26 protein-coding genes are annotated in these 23,022 nt (G+C 35.2%); 17 read left to right on the top strand and 9 right to left on the bottom strand.

Annotated elements, in window-relative coordinates:
- The 4 genes from HW347_RS16640 to HW347_RS16625 are packed head-to-tail and all read right to left on the bottom strand — an operon-like array spanning nt 1 to nt 3,446.
- Nucleotides 1-1,161 (bottom strand): iron-containing alcohol dehydrogenase, encoded by a 1,161-nt coding sequence (locus HW347_RS16640; protein ID WP_214612882.1) that lies wholly within the window; start codon nt 1,159-1,161, stop codon nt 1-3.
- A 30-nt stretch (nt 1,162-1,191) separates the two neighbouring features.
- Nucleotides 1,192-2,187, bottom strand: a complete 996-nt coding sequence (locus tag HW347_RS16635; protein WP_214612881.1) for an NADP-dependent oxidoreductase — start codon at nt 2,185-2,187, stop codon at nt 1,192-1,194.
- A 19-nt stretch (nt 2,188-2,206) separates the two neighbouring features.
- On the bottom strand, nt 2,207-2,839 hold the full coding sequence (locus HW347_RS16630) for a nitroreductase family protein (RefSeq protein WP_155596488.1): 633 nt from the start codon (nt 2,837-2,839) through the stop codon (nt 2,207-2,209).
- A gap of 28 nt (nt 2,840-2,867) precedes the next feature.
- Nucleotides 2,868-3,446 (bottom strand): TetR/AcrR family transcriptional regulator, encoded by a 579-nt coding sequence (locus HW347_RS16625; RefSeq protein WP_214612880.1) that lies wholly within the window; start codon nt 3,444-3,446, stop codon nt 2,868-2,870.
- Nucleotides 3,447-3,634: 188 nt separating this feature from the next.
- On the opposite strand from HW347_RS16625, the gene HW347_RS16620 reads away from it, so the two are divergent.
- Nucleotides 3,635-4,111, top strand: a complete 477-nt coding sequence (locus HW347_RS16620) for a GAF domain-containing protein (protein ID WP_214612879.1) — start codon at nt 3,635-3,637, stop codon at nt 4,109-4,111.
- 12 nt (nt 4,112-4,123) lie between these two features.
- On the opposite strand, the gene HW347_RS16615 is transcribed toward HW347_RS16620, so the two are convergent.
- Together HW347_RS16615 and HW347_RS16610 are read right to left on the bottom strand one after the other, a co-directional pair.
- Entirely contained in the window at nt 4,124-4,885 is a 762-nt protein-coding gene (locus tag HW347_RS16615) for a DUF481 domain-containing protein (protein WP_214612878.1), read from the bottom strand.
- Nucleotides 4,886-5,026: 141 nt separating this feature from the next.
- Entirely contained in the window at nt 5,027-6,487 is a 1,461-nt protein-coding gene (locus HW347_RS16610) for a pyridoxal phosphate-dependent decarboxylase family protein (RefSeq protein WP_214612877.1), read from the bottom strand.
- 113 nt (nt 6,488-6,600) lie between these two features.
- On the opposite strand from HW347_RS16610, the gene HW347_RS16605 reads away from it, so the two are divergent.
- Both HW347_RS16605 and HW347_RS16600 read left to right on the top strand, forming a co-directional pair.
- Nucleotides 6,601-7,476, top strand: coding sequence for a LysR substrate-binding domain-containing protein (locus tag HW347_RS16605; protein WP_155596483.1), 876 nt, complete (start codon nt 6,601-6,603; stop codon nt 7,474-7,476).
- A 500-nt stretch (nt 7,477-7,976) separates the two neighbouring features.
- The gene (locus HW347_RS16600) at nt 7,977-8,564 is read left to right on the top strand and encodes a thioredoxin family protein (protein WP_214612876.1); all 588 of its coding nucleotides are present in this window, start codon (nt 7,977-7,979) and stop codon (nt 8,562-8,564) included.
- 3 nt (nt 8,565-8,567) lie between these two features.
- Here HW347_RS16600 and HW347_RS16595 read toward each other — a convergent pair whose 3' ends face one another.
- Nucleotides 8,568-9,464: an AraC family transcriptional regulator gene (locus HW347_RS16595; protein ID WP_214612875.1), complete on the bottom strand. Its 897-nt coding sequence runs from the start codon at nt 9,462-9,464 to the stop codon at nt 8,568-8,570.
- A 230-nt stretch (nt 9,465-9,694) separates the two neighbouring features.
- On the opposite strand from HW347_RS16595, the gene HW347_RS16590 reads away from it, so the two are divergent.
- The 7 genes from HW347_RS16590 (at nt 9,695) to HW347_RS16560 (ending at nt 15,666) form a co-directional block, all read left to right on the top strand.
- Nucleotides 9,695-10,639, top strand: coding sequence for an aldo/keto reductase (locus HW347_RS16590; RefSeq protein ID WP_214612874.1), 945 nt, complete (start codon nt 9,695-9,697; stop codon nt 10,637-10,639).
- Nucleotides 10,640-10,658: 19 nt separating this feature from the next.
- Complete coding sequence (locus HW347_RS16585; protein ID WP_214612873.1) at nt 10,659-11,453, top strand: SDR family NAD(P)-dependent oxidoreductase; 795 nt, start codon at nt 10,659-10,661, stop codon at nt 11,451-11,453.
- Between the two features lie 78 nt (nt 11,454-11,531).
- Complete coding sequence (locus HW347_RS16580; protein ID WP_214612872.1) at nt 11,532-12,161, top strand: alpha-ketoglutarate-dependent dioxygenase AlkB family protein; 630 nt, start codon at nt 11,532-11,534, stop codon at nt 12,159-12,161.
- A gap of 216 nt (nt 12,162-12,377) precedes the next feature.
- Nucleotides 12,378-13,037, top strand: a complete 660-nt coding sequence (gene nfsB, locus HW347_RS16575; protein ID WP_155596477.1) for an oxygen-insensitive NAD(P)H nitroreductase — start codon at nt 12,378-12,380, stop codon at nt 13,035-13,037.
- 15 nt (nt 13,038-13,052) lie between these two features.
- Nucleotides 13,053-14,060, top strand: coding sequence for a zinc-binding alcohol dehydrogenase family protein (locus HW347_RS16570; RefSeq protein ID WP_214612871.1), 1,008 nt, complete (start codon nt 13,053-13,055; stop codon nt 14,058-14,060).
- Between the two features lie 30 nt (nt 14,061-14,090).
- Entirely contained in the window at nt 14,091-14,558 is a 468-nt protein-coding gene (locus tag HW347_RS16565; RefSeq protein WP_214612870.1) for a cupin domain-containing protein, read from the top strand.
- 1 nt (nt 14,559) lies between these two features.
- Nucleotides 14,560-15,666 (top strand): L-dopachrome tautomerase-related protein, encoded by a 1,107-nt coding sequence (locus HW347_RS16560; RefSeq protein WP_214612869.1) that lies wholly within the window; start codon nt 14,560-14,562, stop codon nt 15,664-15,666.
- 27 nt (nt 15,667-15,693) lie between these two features.
- Here the strand turns inward: HW347_RS16560 and HW347_RS16555 are convergent, their stop codons facing one another.
- Both HW347_RS16555 and HW347_RS16550 read right to left on the bottom strand, forming a co-directional pair.
- Nucleotides 15,694-16,038: an aldehyde dehydrogenase family protein gene (locus tag HW347_RS16555; protein WP_214612868.1), complete on the bottom strand. Its 345-nt coding sequence runs from the start codon at nt 16,036-16,038 to the stop codon at nt 15,694-15,696.
- 19 nt (nt 16,039-16,057) lie between these two features.
- Complete coding sequence (locus HW347_RS16550; RefSeq protein ID WP_214612867.1) at nt 16,058-16,798, bottom strand: SDR family oxidoreductase; 741 nt, start codon at nt 16,796-16,798, stop codon at nt 16,058-16,060.
- Between the two features lie 344 nt (nt 16,799-17,142).
- Here HW347_RS16550 and HW347_RS20705 point away from each other — a divergent pair, with 344 nt between their 5' ends.
- From HW347_RS20705 to HW347_RS16515, 7 genes are all read left to right on the top strand, one after another.
- Complete coding sequence (locus HW347_RS20705; protein WP_225901958.1) at nt 17,143-17,319, top strand: hypothetical protein; 177 nt, start codon at nt 17,143-17,145, stop codon at nt 17,317-17,319.
- 110 nt (nt 17,320-17,429) lie between these two features.
- Nucleotides 17,430-18,983, top strand: a complete 1,554-nt coding sequence (locus HW347_RS16540; RefSeq protein WP_214612866.1) for a DEAD/DEAH box helicase — start codon at nt 17,430-17,432, stop codon at nt 18,981-18,983.
- 129 nt (nt 18,984-19,112) lie between these two features.
- On the top strand, nt 19,113-19,976 hold the full coding sequence (locus HW347_RS16535) for an AraC family transcriptional regulator (protein ID WP_214612865.1): 864 nt from the start codon (nt 19,113-19,115) through the stop codon (nt 19,974-19,976).
- 126 nt (nt 19,977-20,102) lie between these two features.
- Nucleotides 20,103-20,948 (top strand): enoyl-CoA hydratase/isomerase family protein, encoded by an 846-nt coding sequence (locus HW347_RS16530; protein ID WP_214612864.1) that lies wholly within the window; start codon nt 20,103-20,105, stop codon nt 20,946-20,948.
- A gap of 20 nt (nt 20,949-20,968) precedes the next feature.
- Nucleotides 20,969-21,370 carry a nuclear transport factor 2 family protein gene (locus HW347_RS16525; protein ID WP_214612863.1) on the top strand — a complete coding sequence of 134 codons (402 nt, stop codon included), beginning with the start codon at nt 20,969-20,971 and terminating at the stop codon, nt 21,368-21,370.
- Between the two features lie 60 nt (nt 21,371-21,430).
- The gene (locus HW347_RS16520; RefSeq protein WP_214612862.1) at nt 21,431-21,781 is read left to right on the top strand and encodes a putative quinol monooxygenase; all 351 of its coding nucleotides are present in this window, start codon (nt 21,431-21,433) and stop codon (nt 21,779-21,781) included.
- 201 nt (nt 21,782-21,982) lie between these two features.
- Nucleotides 21,983-22,936 (top strand): 2OG-Fe(II) oxygenase, encoded by a 954-nt coding sequence (locus HW347_RS16515; RefSeq protein ID WP_214612861.1) that lies wholly within the window; start codon nt 21,983-21,985, stop codon nt 22,934-22,936.
- Nucleotides 22,937-23,022: the final 86 nt, after the last annotated feature.

The raw sequence follows: 23,022 nt of genomic DNA, 5'->3' as shown, positions 1-23,022 counted from the left end.
TTAATAAGCCATTTTCACAATCTTCTCAGCATCCTGAGGTGTTAAGGCTTGGCGCTCGCCAAGACCTTTCCAACCACGATCGGTAAAACGTTGTGCAATTTTTTCAGCCGTACCTTCATAATCAGAAGTGTAGTCAGAAAGTTTGGTATCAATACCTAACTCCTTAAAGAAAGCTTCAGTTCTTTCAATAGCAGCATACGCTTTATCATCAACACTACCTTCGGTAATATTCCAAACACGTTCGCCATATTGAGCCAATTTTTCTTTCTTCGTCTCAAAGTTATATTTGTAATGACTTGGTGCCACTACTGCTAAAGTTCTTGCGTGATCAATTCCGTACATTGCCGTAAGCTCGTGGCCCATCATGTGTACAGCCCAATCCCCAGGAACACCTTGTTGAATAAGTCCGTTTAGTGCCATAGTACAGCTCCACATAAAGTTGGCTGCAGCTTCATAATCACTAGGGTCCTTAATTACTCTAGGAGCAATCTCAATAAGGGTCTGTAGAATACCTTCGGCAAAACGGTCTTGTAAAAGTCCGCCTGCAGGGTATGTCATGTATTGTTCAAGAACGTGTGTAAACGCATCAGTAATTCCATTTACCAATTGTCTTTCTGGAATAGAGGTAATTACTTGAGGGTCTAATACCGAAAACTGTGGGAATAGGGCAGGACCTCCAAAAGCTAACTTCTCTTGAGTTTCTTTTCTAGAGATAACCGTTCCCGAGTTCATTTCTGAACCTGTTGCCGGTAAAGTTAAAACTGTTCCAAAAGCCATTCCTTTTTTAATAGGCTCTCTTTTTTGAACAAAATCCCATGGCTCATCACCTTCATACACTGCAGCAGCAGATAAAAATTTAGTTCCGTCAATAACCGAACCACCACCAACTGCTAGTAGGTATGTAATATTCTCTTCTTTAATAACCTTTAGGGCATCCATAAGAACAGCATATTCCGGGTTGGCAGGTATTCCACCAAACTCAACTACATTAGCATTTGCTAAAGCTGCTTTTACTTGGTCGTATACACCATTCTTTTTAATACTTCCACCGCCATAAAGCATTAATACTTTAGCGTCAGAAGGTATTTCTTCTGTTATTTTCTTGATTGTATCTTTCCCAAATATAATTTTGGTAGGATTCTTAAATTCAAAATTCGTCATAGTTCCTTCTCTTTTGTTTTATTTTGATCATTAAATTTTAACGACCATTTTTCCTTTGTTTTTACCATCGAATAAATCGATAAAAGCTTGAGGGATATTATCAAATCCTTCAACAACGGTTTCACTATGGGTTAACTTACCTTCAGCCAACCAAGCTGATAGTTGTTTTAAAGCCTCAGGGTATTTTGCCTGATAGTTAAAAATGATAAAACCTTGCATTAAAGCACTATTTCTTACTAGAAATGGTTGAACACTAACACTCTTTGGTAGCTCAGTATTGTTGTAAACCGAAATGGCTCCACAAACAACAAATCGCGCAAATTGGTTAATGTTGAACAACACCGCATCAGAAATAGGGCCACCAACGTTATCAAAATAAATATCAACTCCGTTTGGCGCAGCTTTCGCAATTGCAGCCTTCATATCTTCTGTAGTATTGTAATTGATACCTTCGTCAAAACCAAATTTAGATTTTAACAATTCTACCTTTTCATCACTACCAGCAATACCTATAACCCTAAGTCCAAGTATTTTACCAATTTGGCCAACCACACTACCTACAGCACCAGCGGCACCAGAAACTACTAGAGTTTCTCCTTTTTTAGGTTTTCCAATTTCTGTAAGACCTAAATAAGCAGTTAAGCCAGTTAAGCCCAAAATTCCCAAGTAGCTACTTAAAGGCGCTTTTTCACTATCAACTTTTGTAAGACCTTCTCCGTCGGAAATCTGTTGAGTTTTCCAATCAAGCATTCCCGCAAGGTAGTCGCCGTTGTTATATTTTTTGTGCTTAGATGCGATAACTTTTGCCACAATCATAGAGTGGACAGGTTTGTCTAATTCAAAAGGAGGTGTGTACGATTTGGTATCGTTCATCTTTCCTCTTAAATAAGGATCAACAGAAACGTAAGCCGTTTCCAAAAGCAATTCACCATCTTTAATTTCTAAAGGAGAATCATTTTCTACAAATTCGAAATCAGAGACCGAAGGTCTTCCTTTAGGTCTATTTTTTAATAATATAGTTTTCATAGTATTATTCTTTTTGTAATTAGTCCATTACGGTTACCAAGTCTTCAGTGCTTTTTCTCACTTTAACTAAATTTGCCAACCAATCTTCTTCTGTTTTTCTGTAGCCAATTGGTAACAATACACAGCTACGTAAACCTTTTGCTCTTAGACCAAGAATTTCATCTACAGCATCTGGATCAAACCCTTCCATTGGTGTAGAATCTACGCCTTCAAAAGCAGCAGCGGTAAGAGCTTCTGCAAATGCAATATATGCTTGTCTAGCGGCGTGTTGAAAATTTACCTCTGGATCACGCTGTGGGTACATACCCAATAATTGTTGTCTATAGTTTTCCCAACCTTCATTTTTGAAACCACGGATTTCGTTAGTTAGGTCAAACATTTTATTAATACGCTCTTCAGTATAATTATCCCAAGCAGCGAAAACCAATAAATGAGAAGAATCTGTTACTACAGACTGGTTCCAAGCTACAGGCTTAATTTTTTCCTTTAATTCTTGATTGGTTACAACCATAATTTCAAAAGGCTGCAATCCACTAGAAGTAGGGGCAAGGCGAGCGGCTTCTAAAATAATGTCCACTTTTTCTTGTGGTACAGTTTTACCGTTCATTGCTTTAGTAGCGTATCTCCATTTTAATTTATCAAGTAATTCCATTTCTATTTGTTGTTTAAGATGATTGAATTTATTTTTTTATACTGCTCCATGCAGATTGATATGCTTCTTCTAAATGGTCTTCATTCAATTGAAAACCTCCTCTTTTTTGAGCTATCATTAAAAAGGATAATGGGTTAATGGCGTATGCATACAATATGTAATCTGAAAGGGGTTTAATTTTGCCTTCATTTTTACCCCGTTCCCATAAATCCAGTAAAGGTTGTAGGTGTTTGATACCTTGTTGTCTACTGGGTTCGTCTATCATAGGTGTGTTATCACACTGTGCTAGGAACATTGCTTCTTCGCATTCCTTAAGTTTAAAATCTGCGATACGTTTCCAGATGATTTCAAAACCTTCCTCAACTTCCATTTTTGGATCAAAGCTTTCAAACGCATATTCTGTAAAAGCAGCTTTCACTTCTATATATACCTGGTTAACTAAATCCTGCTTGTTCTCAAAATAAAGATATATAGTAGCAGGAGATACGTTAGCCATTTTGGCAATCTTAGACATAGGAGCTGCATGAAAGCCACTGTTGTTCACTAGCTCTATTGTGGCTTTCACCAATGCATTTCTTTTAATTTCGCCTTTTGTTAATTCTGCCATGATTTCTAATTCTGGTACAAAGATAACAACAAAAATGAACGTTCATTCTTTTTTAACAAATGTTTAATTTTTCCATTTGAATAGAGAGGGAGTATCTACGGATTACTTTAGTAAATTTGTATAGAGGACAACTGTAAACACGGAAGTCTTTAGATGTACAAACAACCCATTTAGTAAATATCAAGATTATGAGTGATAAGCAAGGATTAACCGTAGATGCTATTTTAACGAATTTAAAACAATCTAATATAGAATGGCAACAAGTATTGGAAAATGTAATTAGCGCTTTTGATTGTACTACGGGAACCATTCATTTTTTAGACCAAGGAACAGAGCTGTTACAGATACAAGCTCATAAAGGAATTCCTCCTTTTCTAATACCAAAGTTGTCTACTATTCCTATAGGTAAAGGAATGGCAGGTATTGCCGCTGAGCGTAAAGAAGCCGTAGAGATGTGTAACCTCCAAACAGATGATTCTGGCGTAGCACGCCCTGCTGCCAAAGAAACTAAGGTAGAAGGTTCTATTGCCGTACCTATGTTGCTTAACGGAAAGTTATATGGAACTTTGGGAATAGCTAAACCAGTACCTTATGATTTTACAGAAGACGAGCGTAATAGCCTTCTTAAAATTGGTGAGGAGATGAGTAAAGCTTTATTAGCCTAATTTTCTTCTTTTTTATAAAGAAAACGTAAGTCCCAGTTTTAGATTAGATGAACGATCACTTTCTGAAGTGGTTGAAAAACTGCTATAGGAATAATTATACAAAGCTGAAATACTCAGGTGTCCCGTTAAAGGCATTTCTGCTTTCAACTGACTCAGCACTCGGTGGTTGGCAATATAACGGTATAGAGGTTGGAAATATACGGTACCGGTAAAATCCAATCTTGTTTTAGGAAATGCATACGTAGCCGAGAGGTAACTACTATTCCTATGGTTATATAATCGCTCACCAGTATCCTCTAGTGTTTCAATTTCATACATGTAGGCGTTACCAAAATATACTCTTGTATTTTCTTCTGAAACTAACTTTAGGCGTACACCTGCGCCCGCCAGGTTTCGGTTAGATATAGTGAGTAAGGTGTTGTTTTGGTTTTGTATAAAACCTTCCAGTCTAAGGAAATCTGTTATTTTGTGGTTGTATCGTAAATGGAAAAAATAGGAGTTCTGAAAATCTTCATCCTTACTTCGGATAAGATTATAATTGCCAATAAAAAATAGAATTTTCTTGAGGTCTTTTGATTTTACCTGTGCTGTAATATTTGACCCAATTGCAAGAATATAGGCACCATTGTTATCCGTATAGTTAAAGAGTAAATCACTTTTTAAAGCAAAACGAACGGAGTCCTTTTGCATGCGTTTGGACTCAATGTTTACCAACTGAGCGTTGGCGTTATAAAAGAATAGGATGGTAAACCCTATGGATAATAAAAATTTCATGCGGCAATCGATTTTGTCAAGCTGCAAAACTATTATATTCTAATTGAAACTGAATATAAAGGAGGTCAATTTATTTACAAATTAACCTCGCATACTTTTTAAATAGTATTATCCTGAAAATTGATACAAAAAATTAGATTATTAAACGTAAGCAATTTGCGCGCCTAAAATAGAAGTGGCCTCTTTTTCAATTTCATTCAACAACTCTACAAAGTCCGCTTCTGAAGTTAACGGATTCATTACGGTACATCTTAAAGTTCGTTGGTTTGCAATAGTTGTTTGTACTATATAGAAATTCCCAGAGGCTACCAATCGTTTTCTAATGTCCGTATTTAAGGCATTCAATTCGTTGATGTTCATTTTTTTATTCGGAACAAATCTAAAATTGACAATGTTAGATTCTGGTTGGTGTACCAAATCAAATTCCGGCTTGGCTGTAATGAGGTTAGACAACAGTTTGGCGGAATCATAAAGCTGATTTACATTTTTCTCAAAAATATCCATACCGTGAGTTTTAAGAATAAGATACACCTGTGCAGATAAAAATGGTTTGCTGCACTCAAAAGTTCTTTTAGCAGAATTGTACCATTCTTCCGTTTCAGGAGAATCCCATAGATACTGAGCTCTCTGGGCAAACGTTCTGTAAATTTTGTTTCCTTCTTTGAACATCAATGCCGTACTAAGAACCGGAGTCATTAGCATTTTATGAAAGTCTATGGCAACTGAATCTGCTTTTTCAACCCCCTTTGTAAGATCTTTATATTTCTCAGAAAACACCACAGCACCGCCGTGTGCACCATCTACATGTAGCCAAAGGTTATAAGCTTCGCAAAACTCTGCCAATACATCTAAATCATCATAGGAACCGGTAGCGGTAGAACCGGCGCAACCAATAACACAGAAGACATGAAGACCGTCAGCCTTGGCTTTATCTAGGTATTGTGGTAAAAGGTCTGTTCGTATTTTAAAATTATGGTCAACAGGAATTTTAATAATTCCTTTATCTCCAAGTCCTAAAATCCTGGCAGCCCGATCAATACAATAGTGGGCCTCTTCGGAAACAAGAACCGCTAATTTTTCATTATGACCTTCTTCCCATACGTTATGTGGTGCTTTATCTTTTCTGGCGGCCAATAATGCCGTTAAATTTGCTAGACTTCCGCCAGAGGTCATAATTCCTGAAGCAGATGAGTTGTAACCTACTTTTTTTGCAGTGAAATCAGTAACTACACGTTCCATGGCATTTGAGGCTGGCCCCATTTCAAAAACCCCTGTGCTATTATTTACTAAGCTAGTAACCATTCCGGTCAGTGCAGAAATAGGAGCAGGAACTGCCGTTTGGTGCCCCATATATTTTGGGTGCTGCGTTTGCTGAGACCGGTTCAAAAGCGTTGTTAAGGTTTGAATAGGAGTAGACTCTTGTTTCAAATCATCTTCCCAGAACTGGAGCTCGTCTTCTGGCGCATGGTTTGGATAGACCTTCTTTCCTTCTTTATGCTGTAAATCATTTAAATGATCAGCAAGCACATCTATCAATTCTTTACCTATAGCTCTAAATTGTTCCGCATCGTATACTTCTGCTAAGCTTTGGCCTGTGGTCATAATGAATATATTTTGAGTTGAACATTTTCCTATTCCTGACAAAGCTAGTCAACCTCAGTTATATAAATAAATGCTTAATTTTGATAAACTAATAACAAATATGTATTACTGAAATGGATTTACAACATATACGCAGCGCAGTACTCCTTTCCAAAAAACTCAATTTCACTAAAACGGCGGAAGCTTTACATATTGTGCAACCCGCACTAAGCCGTAAAATAAAACAGCTGGAAGAAGCTATAGACTCACCACTTTTTATAAGAACCAAGCGTAATGTGGAGTTGACTCATGCTGGAACATATTTTGTTGATGAAATGGAAAAGCTGCTCTTGCAATATGATTTTATTTTAAAAAGAACCAATCAAATCCATAAAGGGGAAGCAGGGGAGTTGAAAATTGGGTTTACACATTCTGTAATGCAATCTATTCTACCAGAAATTCTAATTGATATCCGTCAAAATCTGCCAAATATTAAAACTATTTTGAAGGAACTTAACAATCGTGATCAATATATACGTCTGCAATCTGGTGAATTGGATATTGGTTTTGCAACAAACCCATTAGTACCCGTAGGACTAAAGAGCAAAGTTTTGCACATAGACAATTATGCGGTGTTGGTTCCCAAGGGTTTTGATATGAGTAGAATGGATAAAGATGGTTTTGCTACGTTTACAAAAGAACCCTTTATTTTTCCATCTAAAACAGATGGGCCCAATTATGTGAACATCATAGAATCTATTTGTACGGGTGCTGGTTTTATACCTAATGTGGTGCACGAGACCGATTCTGTTAGTACTAGTATTCGGTTAATAGAAGCTGGAATGGGAGTATCTTTAGAACCTATTTCATCTATACGAGGCTTAAATTTACCTATCGATTTTTATGAATTAAAAGACACTCCCCAAAAAGCTCAGCTGACTATGATTTGGAATCCAAAATTAGAAACTGAACACCCAAAATTATTTGGCCTTTTACATACAATGAGTTAATTATTTGCCGTATTGATGAGCTAGGTTTATTCATGATTTTATCTTCAATAAATTAGCGCAAAAAATTGTAAAATTTTAGAAACTATTGTTTAAAACTGCCTTTTAAAATGTTAAAATATCGTATTGTTGCACGAATATGACTTAATAATGTGCCCTAATTATCGTTTTTTGGGGGTTTCAGTTTAAAAAATATCAGGTATATTTTGATAAAAATTAAAGCTTTAGGTATTAAAAAAGGAAAATATTGAGGGTTTTACTATTAAATCCTCAAAAAATGTACAATTTTGGGGTAAAAACAGGCTGTGAAATAGCATAGCATACAGAAAATCATTTAAAAAACCTTTATTTGTACATAAATTCACTCTAATTATTCTTAACTTAAAAATTGAGGATTTGCAACTTGTTAAGTTGTGTTGAAAATTAAAAATTTCAAAAAGATAGCCATAGGATATATAGCTAAAAAATTAAACCAGGACGTTTAGTTCCCGAAAAATTAAATCATGACGTTTGTATTGTCTAGCATGATGGAATTGGGGAAAAAAGCCCCTAACTTTAAACTTCCCGATACGGTATCTGGTGAGGTAGTAACGTTATCTCAATTAAAGTCTGATATAGCTACAGTGGTCTTGTTTCTTTGTAACCACTGTATGTTTGTACAACATATAAATTCTAAACTGGTTGAATTGGCAAATGAGTATCAGCCTTTAGGAATGCAGTTCATTGCAATTAGTAGTAATGATATTAAAAAATTCCCTCAAGATGACCCGTTTTTTATGGCTCAAATGGCAAAATATAATAAATACCCCTTCCCTTATCTTTATGATGAATATCAAGATGTAGCATTAGACTATGGTGCAGAAAGTAATCCTGATCTATTTGTTTTTGATGGTAATCTGGAGTGTGTCTATACGGGTCGTTTTGATATGACCAGACCTGGTATTCAACCAGCAACCGGAGAGGATCTCTATACTGCATTAGATGCAATAATGGAGGGTAAAGAAGTTAGTCCTAATCAATATCCTAGTATGGGTTCAAGTATCGCTTGGAAACGTGGAGTATCTAGAAATAATATTGATATGTTTTTCTGAGGACTAAGCTTGTACAGCTGTAGCGCAAGAATTTCGTTTCAATAACATATATTCTCCATTGTTTTTAAACTCTCGTATAGAAGTACCAGCATAGCGTTTAAATGTTTTTGAAAGGTGACTAACATCAGTAAAACCTAAGTCATCGGCTATTTGAGTAAGGGTGAAATCGGAATTCAATAATCTGATTTCTACAAGTTTCAATTTCCCTTTAATGATATATTCTCTTAGGGACATGTTTACTTGTTTTTTGAAAAACTCGCTTACATAGGTTGGTGACATCATAAAAACTTCTGCTAAATTTTCTACTTTCAACAGATTTGGTTTGTCTATATTTTCATTAATATAGGTTAGCATTTTTGTAATTCTATCATCTGTGTTATTTACGGGCAATTCGTAAAAACTTCCTTTTTTTATATTTCTTACAAGAATTTCCATAATACAAGTCATTAGGCCTTTTATGAGAATAATAGATTCGTTGCCGTAATTTTTAGATTCTTGAGAAATCATTGAAATCAAACTAGATAAATGCTTTCGGTCTGTATCGTTTTTAATGATATCACCCGGCAATTGGTTGTAATTAGATAGAATATAAGACGCTTCTTTAAACCACTCGTTTTTTTCAATTGTGACTCGGCCTTGATTCTTGAAAAATGAATCCGTGAATTTCAGAAACACAAATTTTGTAGCCTTTTCTATGGTAAAGGAATGGCATTGTAACGGAGGAAGTAAAAACATACTGCCTCTGCTATAACTGTGGTGATTATAATTTATGCACTGAGTACCCTCACCGTCCTGAATCAAAACCAACTCAAAAAAATTGTTCTTAACCGGGCGTTGTTTCCAATCCGTTAACTCTAATTCTTGTATTTCAAAAGGTTTGTAGGCTTCTAATATCTGCATAACATGCTGTTTATTAAACAAAAGTACAACATTGTGCGCACACGGTAGTTTTTTATAGTCCTTAAAACCTTGTTAAATACAATTATATCCTTTTAATCTACCTTGTTTGTGTAGTGTTTTGTTCAGACCTTTGTAAAGCCTTAGAAGTATTTATTCATTCAATATATTTTGAATATAGATTATTGGAGAACTTTTTTAAGGTGAAAAGGAACCTAAAAAAAACTTAGAAAATGAAAAAAGTAAACATAGGAGATACCGATTTAGAAGTAGCTAGAATCAATTTTGGTGGAAATGTATTTGGATGGACATTAGACGAAAAACAGTCTTTTGAAATCCTAGATGCATTTGTAGATGCAGGTTTTAACTTTTTGGATACGGCAGATACCTATAGTTGGTGGGTTAATGGTGTAGGTGGACAGTCTGAAGCTATAATTGGTAAATGGATGAAATCACGAAGCAACAGAAATCAATTGGTTGTTGCTACCAAAGTGGGTTCTGAAACTAAGGAGCACCCAAATGATATTAGCAAAAAGCATATTTTAAAGTCCGTAGATGAGTCGTTGCAACGATTACAAACAGACCATATAGATTTGTATTACACTCATTTTGACGATAATGTTACACCTGTAGAAGAAACATTATCTGCTTATGATGAAATTATTAAAGCGGGTAAGGTGCGCCACATTGCTGCGTCAAACTTATCGCCAGAAAGGTTGCTGGAATCATTTAGAATTTCTGAAGAAAACAATCTTCCTAAATATGTAGCATTACAACCGCATTATAATTTGGTTGAACGTGGTAATTATGAGTCTCAATATGCGGATTTGGTAGATAACCACGGTTTAAGTGTTATGCCATATTATTCACTTGCAAGTGGATTTCTAACAGGTAAATACCGTTCTGAGGACGATTTGAATAAAAGTGTACGTGGAGAAGGCGTAAGAAAATATTTGAACGAGAAAGGTTTGAATATAATTAAGGCTTTGGATACCATTTCGGAAAAATATAACAGCAAACCGGCAACGGTATCTTTAGCTTGGTTAATGGCTAAACCACACATTGCAGCACCAATTGTTAGTGCTACTAGTAAAAGTCAATTACAAACTTTGTTTGATGCTCCAAAGTTGAATTTAGATAGAGAGGATTTAGAATTATTAGAAATAGCTAGTAAGTAATTTTTAAAAGAAACAAAACATGGATTTAAGAATTAAAGATAAGACCGCCTTTGTTAGCGGTTCTACTGCTGGCATTGGTTACGCCACTGCAGAACGTTTTTTAAACGAAGGTACTAAGGTTATTATAAATGGCAGAACAGAAGAAAGTGTAAGTGCTGCTGTCGCGAAGCTAAAAGCAAGTACCAAAAACGAGAATGTTTCTGGTATAGCTGCTGATTTTTCCAAAGTAGAGGATATTAACCGATTACTTAAAGAAGTTCCAGAAGTAGATATTTTAGTAAATAACACCGGTATTTTTGAACCCAAAGCTTTTGTTGATATTCCAGATGAGGATTGGTTTCGCTTTTTTGAAGTTAATGTCATGAGCGGAATCCGTTTGGCGCGACATTATTTTCCAAAAATGCTAAAGAAAAACTGGGGACGCATAATTTTTATTTCCAGTGAATCCGCAGTATTTATTCCGGATGAAATGATTCATTACGGGATGACTAAAACAGCGCAATTAGCGGTTAGTAGAGGATTGGCAGAATTAACTAAAGGCACTAATGTTACCGTCAATTCTATTCTGCCTGGACCAACAAAATCAAAAGGTGTAAGTGGTTTTATTCAAGATTTGGCTAAAGCCGATAATGTTTCTGAGGAAGTTGTTGAAGAGAATTTCTTTAAAAACATGCGCCCAACATCGTTAATCGAACGTTTTGCTTCGGTTGATGAAGTGGCGAATACCATAGTATATTATTCTAGTGAATTAGCATCGGCTACAAACGGTGCGGCTATTAGAGTGGATGGCGGATTGATTCGTTCTATTTTATAAAGTATTCGGTAACATAAAAGCTGCTGGTGATTTGAGTTTTGGTCCGATTTAAATACTAATGATTAAGAGAGAAAAGAGATGGATTTATTTAATCACGCGGACTTATTTTCAACAAACGAAGTCCGTAAAATAGAATTTGATTTACCAGGAGCTGATGTTACTTTATTCGAAAATTCCTTCAGTTTAGAAGAAAGCAATAGGTTGTATACTAGCTTAATTAAAAATACGCCTTGGCAACAAGAGCAAATTACCATTCACGGTAAAAATGTAGACTATCCTAGATTAACCGCTTGGTATGGAGATGTTACCAAGGATATAAAATACACGAATACAAAAAGTAAAATGCATTTATGGAATGCAGATTTACTTTTTATTAAAGAGCGAATAGAGCAGGAGGTCAACATAAAATTTACACGCTGTTTGCTTAATTATTATAGAGATGGTAAAGACAGTGTAGATTGGCACCAAGACTATAAAGGAGACCAACGTAAAAACACAGTTATTGCTTCGGTAACTTTTGGAGAGACCAGACCTTTTCAATTAAAACATACTACCCGAAAAGATTTAAAACGTGTAGATATTCCTTTAGCTCACGGAAGCCTGCTTATTATGAAAGGCGCTACCCAAGATAACTGGAAGCATAAAATACCAAAAACTGCACAGGAAATTCAGCCTAGAATCAACTTGACTTTTAGATGGGTTGGATAAATTTTTATTGGTATTATTAAAGGATAAATCAATTTTTAAGGGCTTAATGTCCGTTTCAAATTCGGGTACAATCCTCTTTTTAGTCATATTTCTATAAAAATCCTCTTAAAAACCTCTATTTATACCATCTTCTCCTTTTTTTATACATTATAAAAAATTTATTTCCTATTTACCTTTGCCATATAAATAGGATTAACCTTATTAAAACATATAAAAATGAATTTACACGAAACATTAAACTGGAGATACACAACAAAGGAATACGACACCACCAAGAAAATTTCTGATGCAGATATGGCAGAAGTCAAAAACTTGTTAAGAATGAGTCCTTCAAGTGTAAACCTACAACCTTGGCATTTTATAGTTGCTGAAACTACAGAAGGTAAAGCACGCATTGCTAAGGGGACTCAAGGTTTTTTTAGTTTTAACGAGCCAAAAGTAACTAATGCTTCAGCTGTTGTTTTATTTTGTTCAAAAATTGATGCAGATGATGCCTACTATCAGCATATTGCAGATACAGAAGATGAAAGCGGAAGATTCCCTAACCAAGATATTAAAAACGGATTTTTAGGTGCTGTAAAAGCTTTTACAGGTATTCATAAATACGATTTAAAAGATCTTCAACATTGGATGGAAAAGCAAGTATATCTTAACATTGGAAACTTTTTATTGGGAGTTGCAAGTTTAGGAATTGATGCTACACCAATGGAAGGTATTGATGTAAAAGCTTTAGATGAAGAATTCGGTTTAAGAGAAAAAGGATACACTTCTTTAGTAGCTGTTTCTTTAGGATATAGAGCTGAATCTGATTTTAATTCAACTGAAAAAACTCCAAAATCTAGATTGCCAGAAAGTGAAATTTTCACGGTAATATAATAATACGAAGCTAATATGAAAGCAATAGGATACAAAGAGAACCTCCCAATAGAGGATGTAAAATCTCTACAAGACATCGAAATAGATACTCCAAAAGCAAAAGGAAGCGATATTCTAGTTGAGATAAAAGCAATTTCTGTAAACCCAGCAGATTATAAAGTAAGAGCAGGTATGCCTGTTGAAGGCGATGATTGGAAAATCATTGGTTGGGATGCTACTGGGATTGTAAAAGAAGTTGGGGATGATGTTACGTTATTTAATGTTGGTGACGAAGTTTGGTATGCGGGCGATTTCACGAGACAAGGAAGTTATGCGCAGTATCAAGTGGTAGATGAGCGTATTGTGGGTAAGAAACCATCTAGCTTATCTTATGCAGAAGCAGCCGCATTACCGTTAACTTCTCTTACGGCTTGGGAAATGTTGTTTGATAGATTAGAAGTTGCAACCGATGATGCTAATAAATCTATTCTTGTAATTGGTGCTGCAGGTGGTGTTGGTTCTATTTTGGTACAATTAGCCAAGAAACTTACAAAACTGAACATTATTGGAACGGCTTCCCGCGAAGAAACTACAGATTGGTTAAAAGAATTGGGTGCAGACTCGGTTATTAACCATAGAAATAAATTGAGTGAGGAATTTGAAAAATATAAGCTACCTGCTCCTGATTATATTGTGAGTTTAAATGCTACCGAGCAGCATGCAGACGAGATTGTAAAAGTGATAAAACCACAAGGTAAATTTGGTTTTATTGATGACCCTAAGTCATTTAATGTCATGCCTTTTAAAGGTAAGGCTGTGTCTACTCATATTGAATTGATGTTTACTCGTTCTATGTTCCAGACGGAAGATATGATTGAGCAGCACAACATATTAAACGAGGTTTCTAAGTTGATAGACAACGGAACAATTAAAACTACTTTAGGAGAAAACTTCGGAACCATTAACGCAGAAAATATGCGTAAAGCCCATGCTTTCTTAGAGACAGGAAAAGCAAAAGGGAAAATTGTTTTAGAAGGATTTTAGACGCAATAAGTCAAATAATTTAAATAGAAAATGAAAACTACACTTAAAATATTTCTTATAGCAGCAATTTTTGCTGGTACTACGGCAAATGCACAGGTTAATACGATTGATTCCGTGGCGACTTCAAAAGTGCAGCATTTTAATTTTGATGAAATGGAATCAGAAACTATTGGCGAAGGTATTCAGCGTAAATGGTTTCATGGAGAAAAAGGTCAAATGACCATCTTCAATTTGGAGAAAGGGGCACATATTCCTTGGCATCAACATCCTAATGAGCAGATTACCTATATCATGTCCGGTAAGGTTAAAATCAAGACTATTATTGATGGAAAAGAGGAATTTGTAATTGTTTCAGGTGGTGAAGTCATTGTTTTTCCAGAGAATGTTCCTCACGAATTTTGGGCTTTAGAAAAAACGGTAGATTTAGATGTGCACGTGCCTGTGCGCGAAGATTGGTTATCTAAAGAATTGCCAGATTATTTAAAGAAGAGCGAATAACATGAAAAAACAACTAATTACACTAAGTATACTACTCTCTGTTATGACTGCAAATGCTCAGAAAACATTAGCCAAAGCAGAAGTTTTTGCAACTGTAGACCAAGCTGTGGGGAATATTGCTTTCACCAATGATGGCGATTTGGTATACAGTCATCATCCATTTTTTGGTCCAGAAATTAGAGTGGTCAAGTTTAATAAAAAAACAAATACAACCACACCTTTTCCAAATTTGGAATGGAATACACCAAGAACTACAGATGATAATTATTTGAGTAATGTTCTAGGTATTCGTAATGATGAAAACGGAATTATCTGGATGCTAGACATGGCACAACGTGATAACGTAACACCAAAAATGGTGGGTTGGAACACTCATACTAATTCTTTAGAACGTATTTATTACTTACCAAAATCAGTAGTGCCGGCAATCTCACAACCTAATGATATGGTGGTAGATACCAAAAATGGTTATTTTATTATAGCAGATGAAGGTATTGGTAATGGAGGTGATGGTAGTAAAGCAGCTTTTATTATTGTGGATATGAAAACTGGTAAAACACGTCGTGTTTTAGAAGGTACACGTACCACCTTACCAGAAAATACACCAACGGTAATTGACGGAAAGCATTTGGCTGTAAACGGTAAAGATTTATTGATTGGGAATGACGGAATTACTGCTGATGCTAGTTTTGAATATATTTATTATGGTCCATTAAACGGCACCAAAATTTACCGAGTTAAAACATTAGACCTTGTAGACGAGACTTTGACCGAGGCATTGTTGGATAGCAAAATTGAAACCTATTCAGAAAAACCCAACAATGGCGGAATGTCTATTGATAAAGAGGGCAATCTATATTTAACGGCTTTGGAAACGAAGAGTGTTGCTGTAGTTCTAGCAAAAGACCAAAGTGTTCACACTATGATAAAAGATGATAAATTGGTCTGGCCAGATGGTGTAAGTTACAACCATGTAGATGGATATATGTATGTGTCTGCAGCACAGGTGAACAGAGGTGCTGCTTTTAACAATGGCAAAAGCATTGCGACTAAACCTTTTTATATTTTCAGATTTAAACCTTTAGTAGAAGGCGTATCTTTTAGATAAGGCTTAGATAAATTCTTAATAACAATTTTAAAAAGCCACTTTCTTAAGTGGCTTTTTAGTATCCATTAGCAAGAGATATTTAGAAAACATAAATAAGTCTACTTTTTGAGATGACTGCGATAAAAGTTTACCCATTTCATCGGTCATTAACTCTGCTAGTTCTTTCTTATAATTCTGAAGCTCTTTACCGATAGATTTAATAATCTCGCCACGCTCTTCAATAGATTTCATTTTCCATTTCAGAAACGCCTTGTGAGACTGTTGTATGCTTTCCTCTACTTGGTCATCTGTCATATAAGTATGAGATGTAATTTCTTTACCCGTAGTAGGATTTATTGTTTTGAAAGTATCTTGTTTTGTTGTCGTTGACATAGCTTTTTTATAGTTCTTATTACTGTTGTTCACTTGGCAAAATATAGACATCGTTGATGTTGACTCTGTCTGGTTGTGATATGGCATAGTAAATGGCGTTAGCAATATCTTCAGCTTTGAGCGGTTCAACTTGCGGCATTTCTTTCATCTTTTCTTTGACATCCTCGTCAGTAATTGTGCTCAGAAGATTGGTACTTACGTTACCTGGTTCTATTGAGGTAATGTTGATTCCATATTTAGGTGCTAATTCTTGACGTAGCCCCTCAGAAAACATTTTCACTGCCGATTTTGTAGCGCAATACACTGCACCACCAGGATAGTATCGATGTGCAGCCATAGAAGAAACATTGATAATGTTACCACCTTTATTTTCTATTAATTCAGGTAAGACTGCAGCCACACCATTTAATACACCTTTTATATTAACATCTACCATTTTATCCCACTCATCGGTTTTCAGATTTTCAACAAATGATAAAGGCATTAATCCGGCATTATTTACCAAACCGGTTATTTTACCGAATTCACGTTTTGTTTTTGACACTACTTTTTCGAAATCACTTTTTTTAGTTACATCGCCTGTCACCACTAAAGCTTCTCCACCTTTTTTATTAATGTCAGATTTAAGGTCATTAAGTTCGTCTTCACTTCTAGCCATTAAAACTACTTTTGCTCCGTTTTCGGCTAATTTGATTGCTGTTGCTCTACCTATACCGCTAGATGCACCAGTTATTATGAGTACTTTATCTTCTAATTTCATAGTGTTAATTTTTAATTCAATGTTAAGATAGCAGTAGCTTTAAAAGTTTTTTGACTACATCAATTCAACTATTGACCCATATGGTATTGAGCAAAGGGTTTCTTTTTGTGAGCTAAAAAACCGACTCTATTCAATGCTAAAAGAAGGTTGAATTAGAAATTATAGCTTCCTTAATCGCCAGTGGTTTTAGTATTATTGGTATACCCCGTAACACAGCTGATGGAAAATCTATTTTGAGCTTAATTGAAAAAAGCATGCCTGACCCCTGTGTTTTGGTTAACCTTATTGAAGAAGTAGGAGTGTACATTTCTGAAAAGCATCCGGAAATTACCAGAGTATGAGTATTGGGTACAACAGGAACTATTTTAGAGAAAGTATACTACGAAGTAATTGCCAAATATAATATTGAGGTCATTCAACCATCAGAAGATATTCCGTTTAATGTTTCGAATTTTGGTGATGCTGGTCAGACGTCTGATTTTGCATCGGGTGTTTGTAGTATTGTTACGATGAACATCTAATAATCGATATCATTTATAAAAACGGCGATGAGTTGTTCCGGAAAGCCTGTCAATATATTAGTAATTACATATTGAAGGTTTTACCTTTGCAGGCACCAGAAAAAGATATCATGCAAGAGCCCCTATTTGAAATTCAGGAAAAGAAGACGGACAAAGAACTTTATAGCTACCAGCAAGGTGCTATTAATCAAATATTTGAAAAGTTCGATAATGAAAGAGATGATTACCATCTGTTATATCAATTACCTACTGGTGGTGGAAAGACCGTAATTTTCTCAGAAATGGTCCGTCAATACCTCAAAAACCACTCAAAAAAGGTTTTGGTAATGACACACCGTGTAGAGCTTTGTAATCAGACATCTAAAATGCTCACTAGTTTTGGAGTCGTCAATAAAGTAGTCAACAGTAAAGCTAATTTAGATGATCATGAACGCTACAATTGTTATGTGGCCATGGTAGAAACATTAAATAATAGGCTTAACGATGGTATTTTGGATATCTCGGACGTTGGTCTGGTTATTGTAGATGAGGCCCATTATAATTCCTTTACAAAAATTTTCAAATTTTTCGAAAACTCCTTTATTCTTGGGGTTACGGCTACACCATTAAGTTCCAATAAGGAGCTGCCAATGAATAGCAACTATGATGAATTGATTCCTGGTGAATCTATAGAGAATTTAATTGAAAACGACTTTCTGGCTAGAGCCGAAACGTACCAGTATGATATGGGACTGACTTCTTTGGAAATAGGTTCCAATGGAGATTATACAGTTAAATCTTCTTCGGACTTGTATACGAGTCCGTCTATGTTAAATAAATTACTGGAAGCTTATACACTACATTCTAAAGGAAAGAAAACATTGATATTCAATAATGGTATAGAAACCTCAATTCAGGTATACCATACCTTTAACAGTGCAGGGTTGCCAATTATGCATTTGGACAATACCGCTACCAAGAAACAACGAAAACAAATTTTAAAGTGGTTTCATGAAACTCCGGACGCGATACTAACATCTGTAAGTATTCTAACAACTGGTTTTGATGAACCTACTATAGATACCATTATTCTAAACAGGGCCACAAAGTCATTGACCTTGTACTACCAAATGATTGGTAGGGGTTCTAGGGTGTTGAACAACAAATCTAAATTTACCGTTATAGATCTTGGAAATAATATCTATCGTTTTGGTCCTTGGGGAGCCGATTTAAACTGGGAAGCCATTTTTAAATCTCCTAATTTCTACATAGACCGTATTAAGGACGATGAAGATATAGAAAGTACCTTTAAACATGAGTTGGCTGATGACATTCGGTCGGAGTTTTCAAAATCCAAGGACACTTATTTGGATATTACTGCTTTATACAAAGACACCACCTTTTCAGGTGAATCCTCTAAAGTTGTATTGGAAAAATCAATTGAACAACATGCCTATATCTGTGTAGAAAATAGTGAAGATGTGTATGATGCCCTTGCGTTGGCAAAATTACTTAAAGATGACATTGATAATAGAATACAAGTATATGGCAAGTGTATAAGTAAAAGCACCTATAATTTTATTAACTGGCTAAAACTGGATTATCAAAAAAAGCTTAATGCCTATCTTCGAGAAAATTTTGATACCGTTTTTGAACAAATTCATGGTCATCCACCAGAAGATTAATTGAGTCTTATTTTCTTGAAATTAGATTGTTTTTTGGTTTTTCTAACGCTATTAGAATTATAGGTATACCTAAATAGTGATAGTTAAAACTAAACAAATGGGGATATCAATACATTGTAAAAAACAATTATGGCAAGGACTATAATAGAGAATATTGTAATTGAGCAGTACAAAGATCAATCGTATTTTACGTTTTGTAAATACACTACCATCCGTTTTTTTGAGATTTTATATTTTGAAAAAGGAAGTGGCGTAATACGTATTAATGGTAAAATAGTAAGCTATACTCCCAATAGCATTTTTGTATTTGTACCCGATGATATTTACATTGTTGAAGCCGATACTGCTAGTACCGTTACAACTATTAAATTCTTAAAAAGTTTTTTTAGAGGTGATGTTTCACAAAATGCTAATCTTCCGGTGAACGATTGGTTCCGTAAGATTGAAGGTGTTTTAAATAGTGAAAGTCATCAGCTACGTGAAATGCAATTTGAGAACAATTCTGATAAATCGCATTTAACTTCTTTGATAAATATGGTAGCTACAGAGAATGAAAAAAAGCAATCTTTTGATATTTTTATCATTCAAAATTCACTTTCCGTAATTCTTCATCTTATTGCTAGAAACATTCAGTTTTTAAATGCAGATATGACTACCAAAGTAGTGGAGTCTTCAAAAATTCAGCAAATCATAAATTATATACATACTAACATTTATAACTCAGATGTGCTATCTACTAAAAGTTTAGCAGATGAGTTTCATATGGCAGACAATTACATTAGCGAGTACTTTAAAAAACATACGGATGTATCCTTAAAAAAATACATACTTAACTACAAATTAAAGCTAGTAGAAACTAGGCTAAAATATACCGATTTGCAGTTTTCTGAAATAGCAATGGAATTGGGCTTTACAGATTCTAGCCACCTTAACAAAACCTTTCAAACCTATAAAGGGGTAACTATTGGCGCCTACAAAGCCAGTTTGTCCTAAAAAAATACAAGTAACCTTATTTTTTACCTATAACACATTGTTTTGTACCAATTTAAAGGTAGGTGTCTAAAGTAAATTTGTACTGTAATTAAAACACAACAGATACAAATTTATAAATAACTAGACATGAAAAACAAGGTATTTAAAACATTTAGAGTAGAAGAAAAAGAAGGACAAGCCTGGGTGACTTTTGATAATCCACCAGTAAATATTCAGGACATTCCAATGATCAACGAGCTAAATATTCTAGCTGAAGATTTAGAGAATGACCGTACCATTAAGGTAGTAGTTTTTCAATCTGCCCATCCAGAAATTTTTATAGCACATGCAGACACCAACTTCTTAAAAGAGATGTCTACAAAAGCAGTTGCTAGAGAAGATATAGCGTTGTTAGACTTACAAAAAGTGTTGCAACGTATTAGCAAATTACCACAAATAACAGTTTCTAAAATAGAAGGGTATGCAAGAGGAGGCGGACACGAGTTTGCTTTGGCAACAGATATGCGTTTTGCAGCACGTGGTAAGGCAGTATTTATGCAAATGGAAGTGGGTATGGGAATTTTACCTTGTGGCGGTGGCTCTTCTCGTATGGCGCGTCAAATTGGTTTAGGTAGAGCTTTGGAAGTTATTTTATCTGCAAAAGATTTTGATGCAGATCAGGCAGAGGCATACGGACTAATAAATAGAGCTTTAGATGCGGATAAAATTGGTGCTTTTGTTGAAGATTTAGTCAATAGAATGTCGCAGTTTAACTCAGATGCTATTGAAGCTGCTAAACGTACAATTTATGCGTCTATAGATTTACCAATTGAAGAAGCTTTAAAAGAAGAGGCATATTGGTTGTACCAAGCAACAAGCAAATCTCCCGCAATTAAGCGTTTTACGTTAGCAGATGATACTGGTTTTCAGAATGATATAGAGAATCAAAGAAATTTTGAAACACTATTAATGGGATTACAAGGCGTTAACTAAAAATTTTAAGAATTAGAATTATGAGCACACAACAAAATAAACAAACGGTTCTTAACTTTTTTGAACGTTTTTCAGCTGGCGATGCAACAAATGCACTTACTTATTTAGGTGAAGATGTTATTTGGCAATCTATGGGAATTAAAGGAGATCCTCCTGTTTCTGGTAAAATGGATAAAAATGGAATAGCAGACCTTATAAAAATGGTGAAAACTGCCATACCAAAAGGATTAGAATTAACTCCAGTAGGCTGGACAGCCGAAGGCGATAGGGTAGCGGCAGAGTTTATTTCTTACGGAGAATTAACTAACGGTAGAATTTACAACAATCCATACCACTTTTTGTTTCAGTTTTCTGAAGGTAAAATCGTGTATATAAAAGAATATATGGATACGCTACACGTAAAATCCATATTTGTAGATTAATAAAATCTAGAATGAATGCCTCTTGTATAGGAGGCATTCTTTTTAATTTAATATCGCTGTATGAAACTCAATAAGAACATAGCTTGGACGGTAGATGGCAAAATAATTAACAAAGCCAAATACAATGAAGCCATGAAAAAAATAACTACAGCTACTTTTAATGAAGAAGGTTCGCTTAATCACGAGTGGTATGTTGCAGAAGATCAAGAAAGCATCCATATTTATGAACGATACCAAGACTCCGATGCTGCTTTGGCACATTTAAATGTATGGTCTCAGTTTGCAGCTTTGTTTTTAGAAGGTGCAACAATGGATACTTTTAATGTTTATGGTAATGTAACTCCAGAATTAAAAAGCGCAGTAGCTGGTGCAACTAGCATTATGAGTCGTTACGGCGGATTTGTTAAATAATTTTAATGAAACAAAACCTTGAAATATACCTAAACAACCATTTTTACTACCAAAAAATTACTACTGTCTAAGACTACCTTTGTACCAGATTAATTGTCCTTAAATTTTACATAAGCCGATCAAATAATAGAAAAACAAACAACTAGGTTTAGTAAACCAAAATATCTTATTGAGGTAGATTTTGGCAAAAAAATAAATACAATGAAAAATAAAAATATACTCGAGCAAGCTCGTACACTTACATTACCTTCTCGGGAAGCCTCGCTAAATCGTGAAGCCTCTGTTTCTCATTTTTGGAACAGTAACCGAAATTTACTCGAAAATGCATGGGCAGAATGGGAAATTGAAAACAAGGATAATTTACTAGTTCCTGATGAAACACTGCTGGACCCACGCTTGCAAAAGGCAATTAAAGACGCTTGGGAAAATCCAGAAAAAGAGAATGCTGTTGCTGATTTATGGGAAGAAATTATTCCTGGTGTTTTTGTTGCGCAGTTTTTTAACCCTGAACGTTTAGCTGAATTCCGTAATTATTTAGAAGCTGTAGTAAATTCACAAATTCCGAAACGAGCACCGTATGGAATACAATTGAATCGTTATGGGATTATGCTTGATCCACGTTCAGAAGGATATCTTGCAGCACCTAATTTTCAAGCATTTTACAACGACATTATGGACCGCTATATGCGTCCGATTGCACGTTTGTTATTGGGGACTTATGGTTATGACAACCAAACATTTGGTTTTTCTATTCAGTACAATCCCGATAAAGACAAGGATTTAAATGGGCATACGGATGCTTCTGCTGCTACTTTGAATATCAACATTAACTTACCCGATGAAGCATTTACAGGTTCGCAAGTTGATTTTTACGATAAAACCACAGGAAAAACAGTGCAAACTACGTTTGAATCAGGGAAAGCAATAATTCACAGAGGCGATGTTGCACACGCTACGCACCCAATAACCAGTGGGCAACGCAGTAATTTGGTAGTTTGGTTGTACGGAGACCACATGCAAATTCCAAGAGGCAGTGTAAGTAGCTATGGTAGTGCAAATAACTCAGCATCTAAAGTTGTTACAACAGAAAGTATAAGTGCTCGTGAGCGTTGGAGTGTACCAAACAGTCCTAAAGACACCTTTGCACCTTTTTAAAAAGACCACAGGTAAATTTGCACCTTTTTAAAAAGACCACAGGTAAAATAGATACAACTTTAGAGAAAATAGCAGAGAAGGTTTTG

Source organism: Zobellia barbeyronii (genome assembly GCF_018603515.1).
Lineage (GTDB): Bacteria > Bacteroidota > Bacteroidia > Flavobacteriales > Flavobacteriaceae > Zobellia > Zobellia barbeyronii.
Note: the sequence above shows the minus strand (reverse complement) of the source record. Positions and strands in the feature narration are given on the sequence as shown.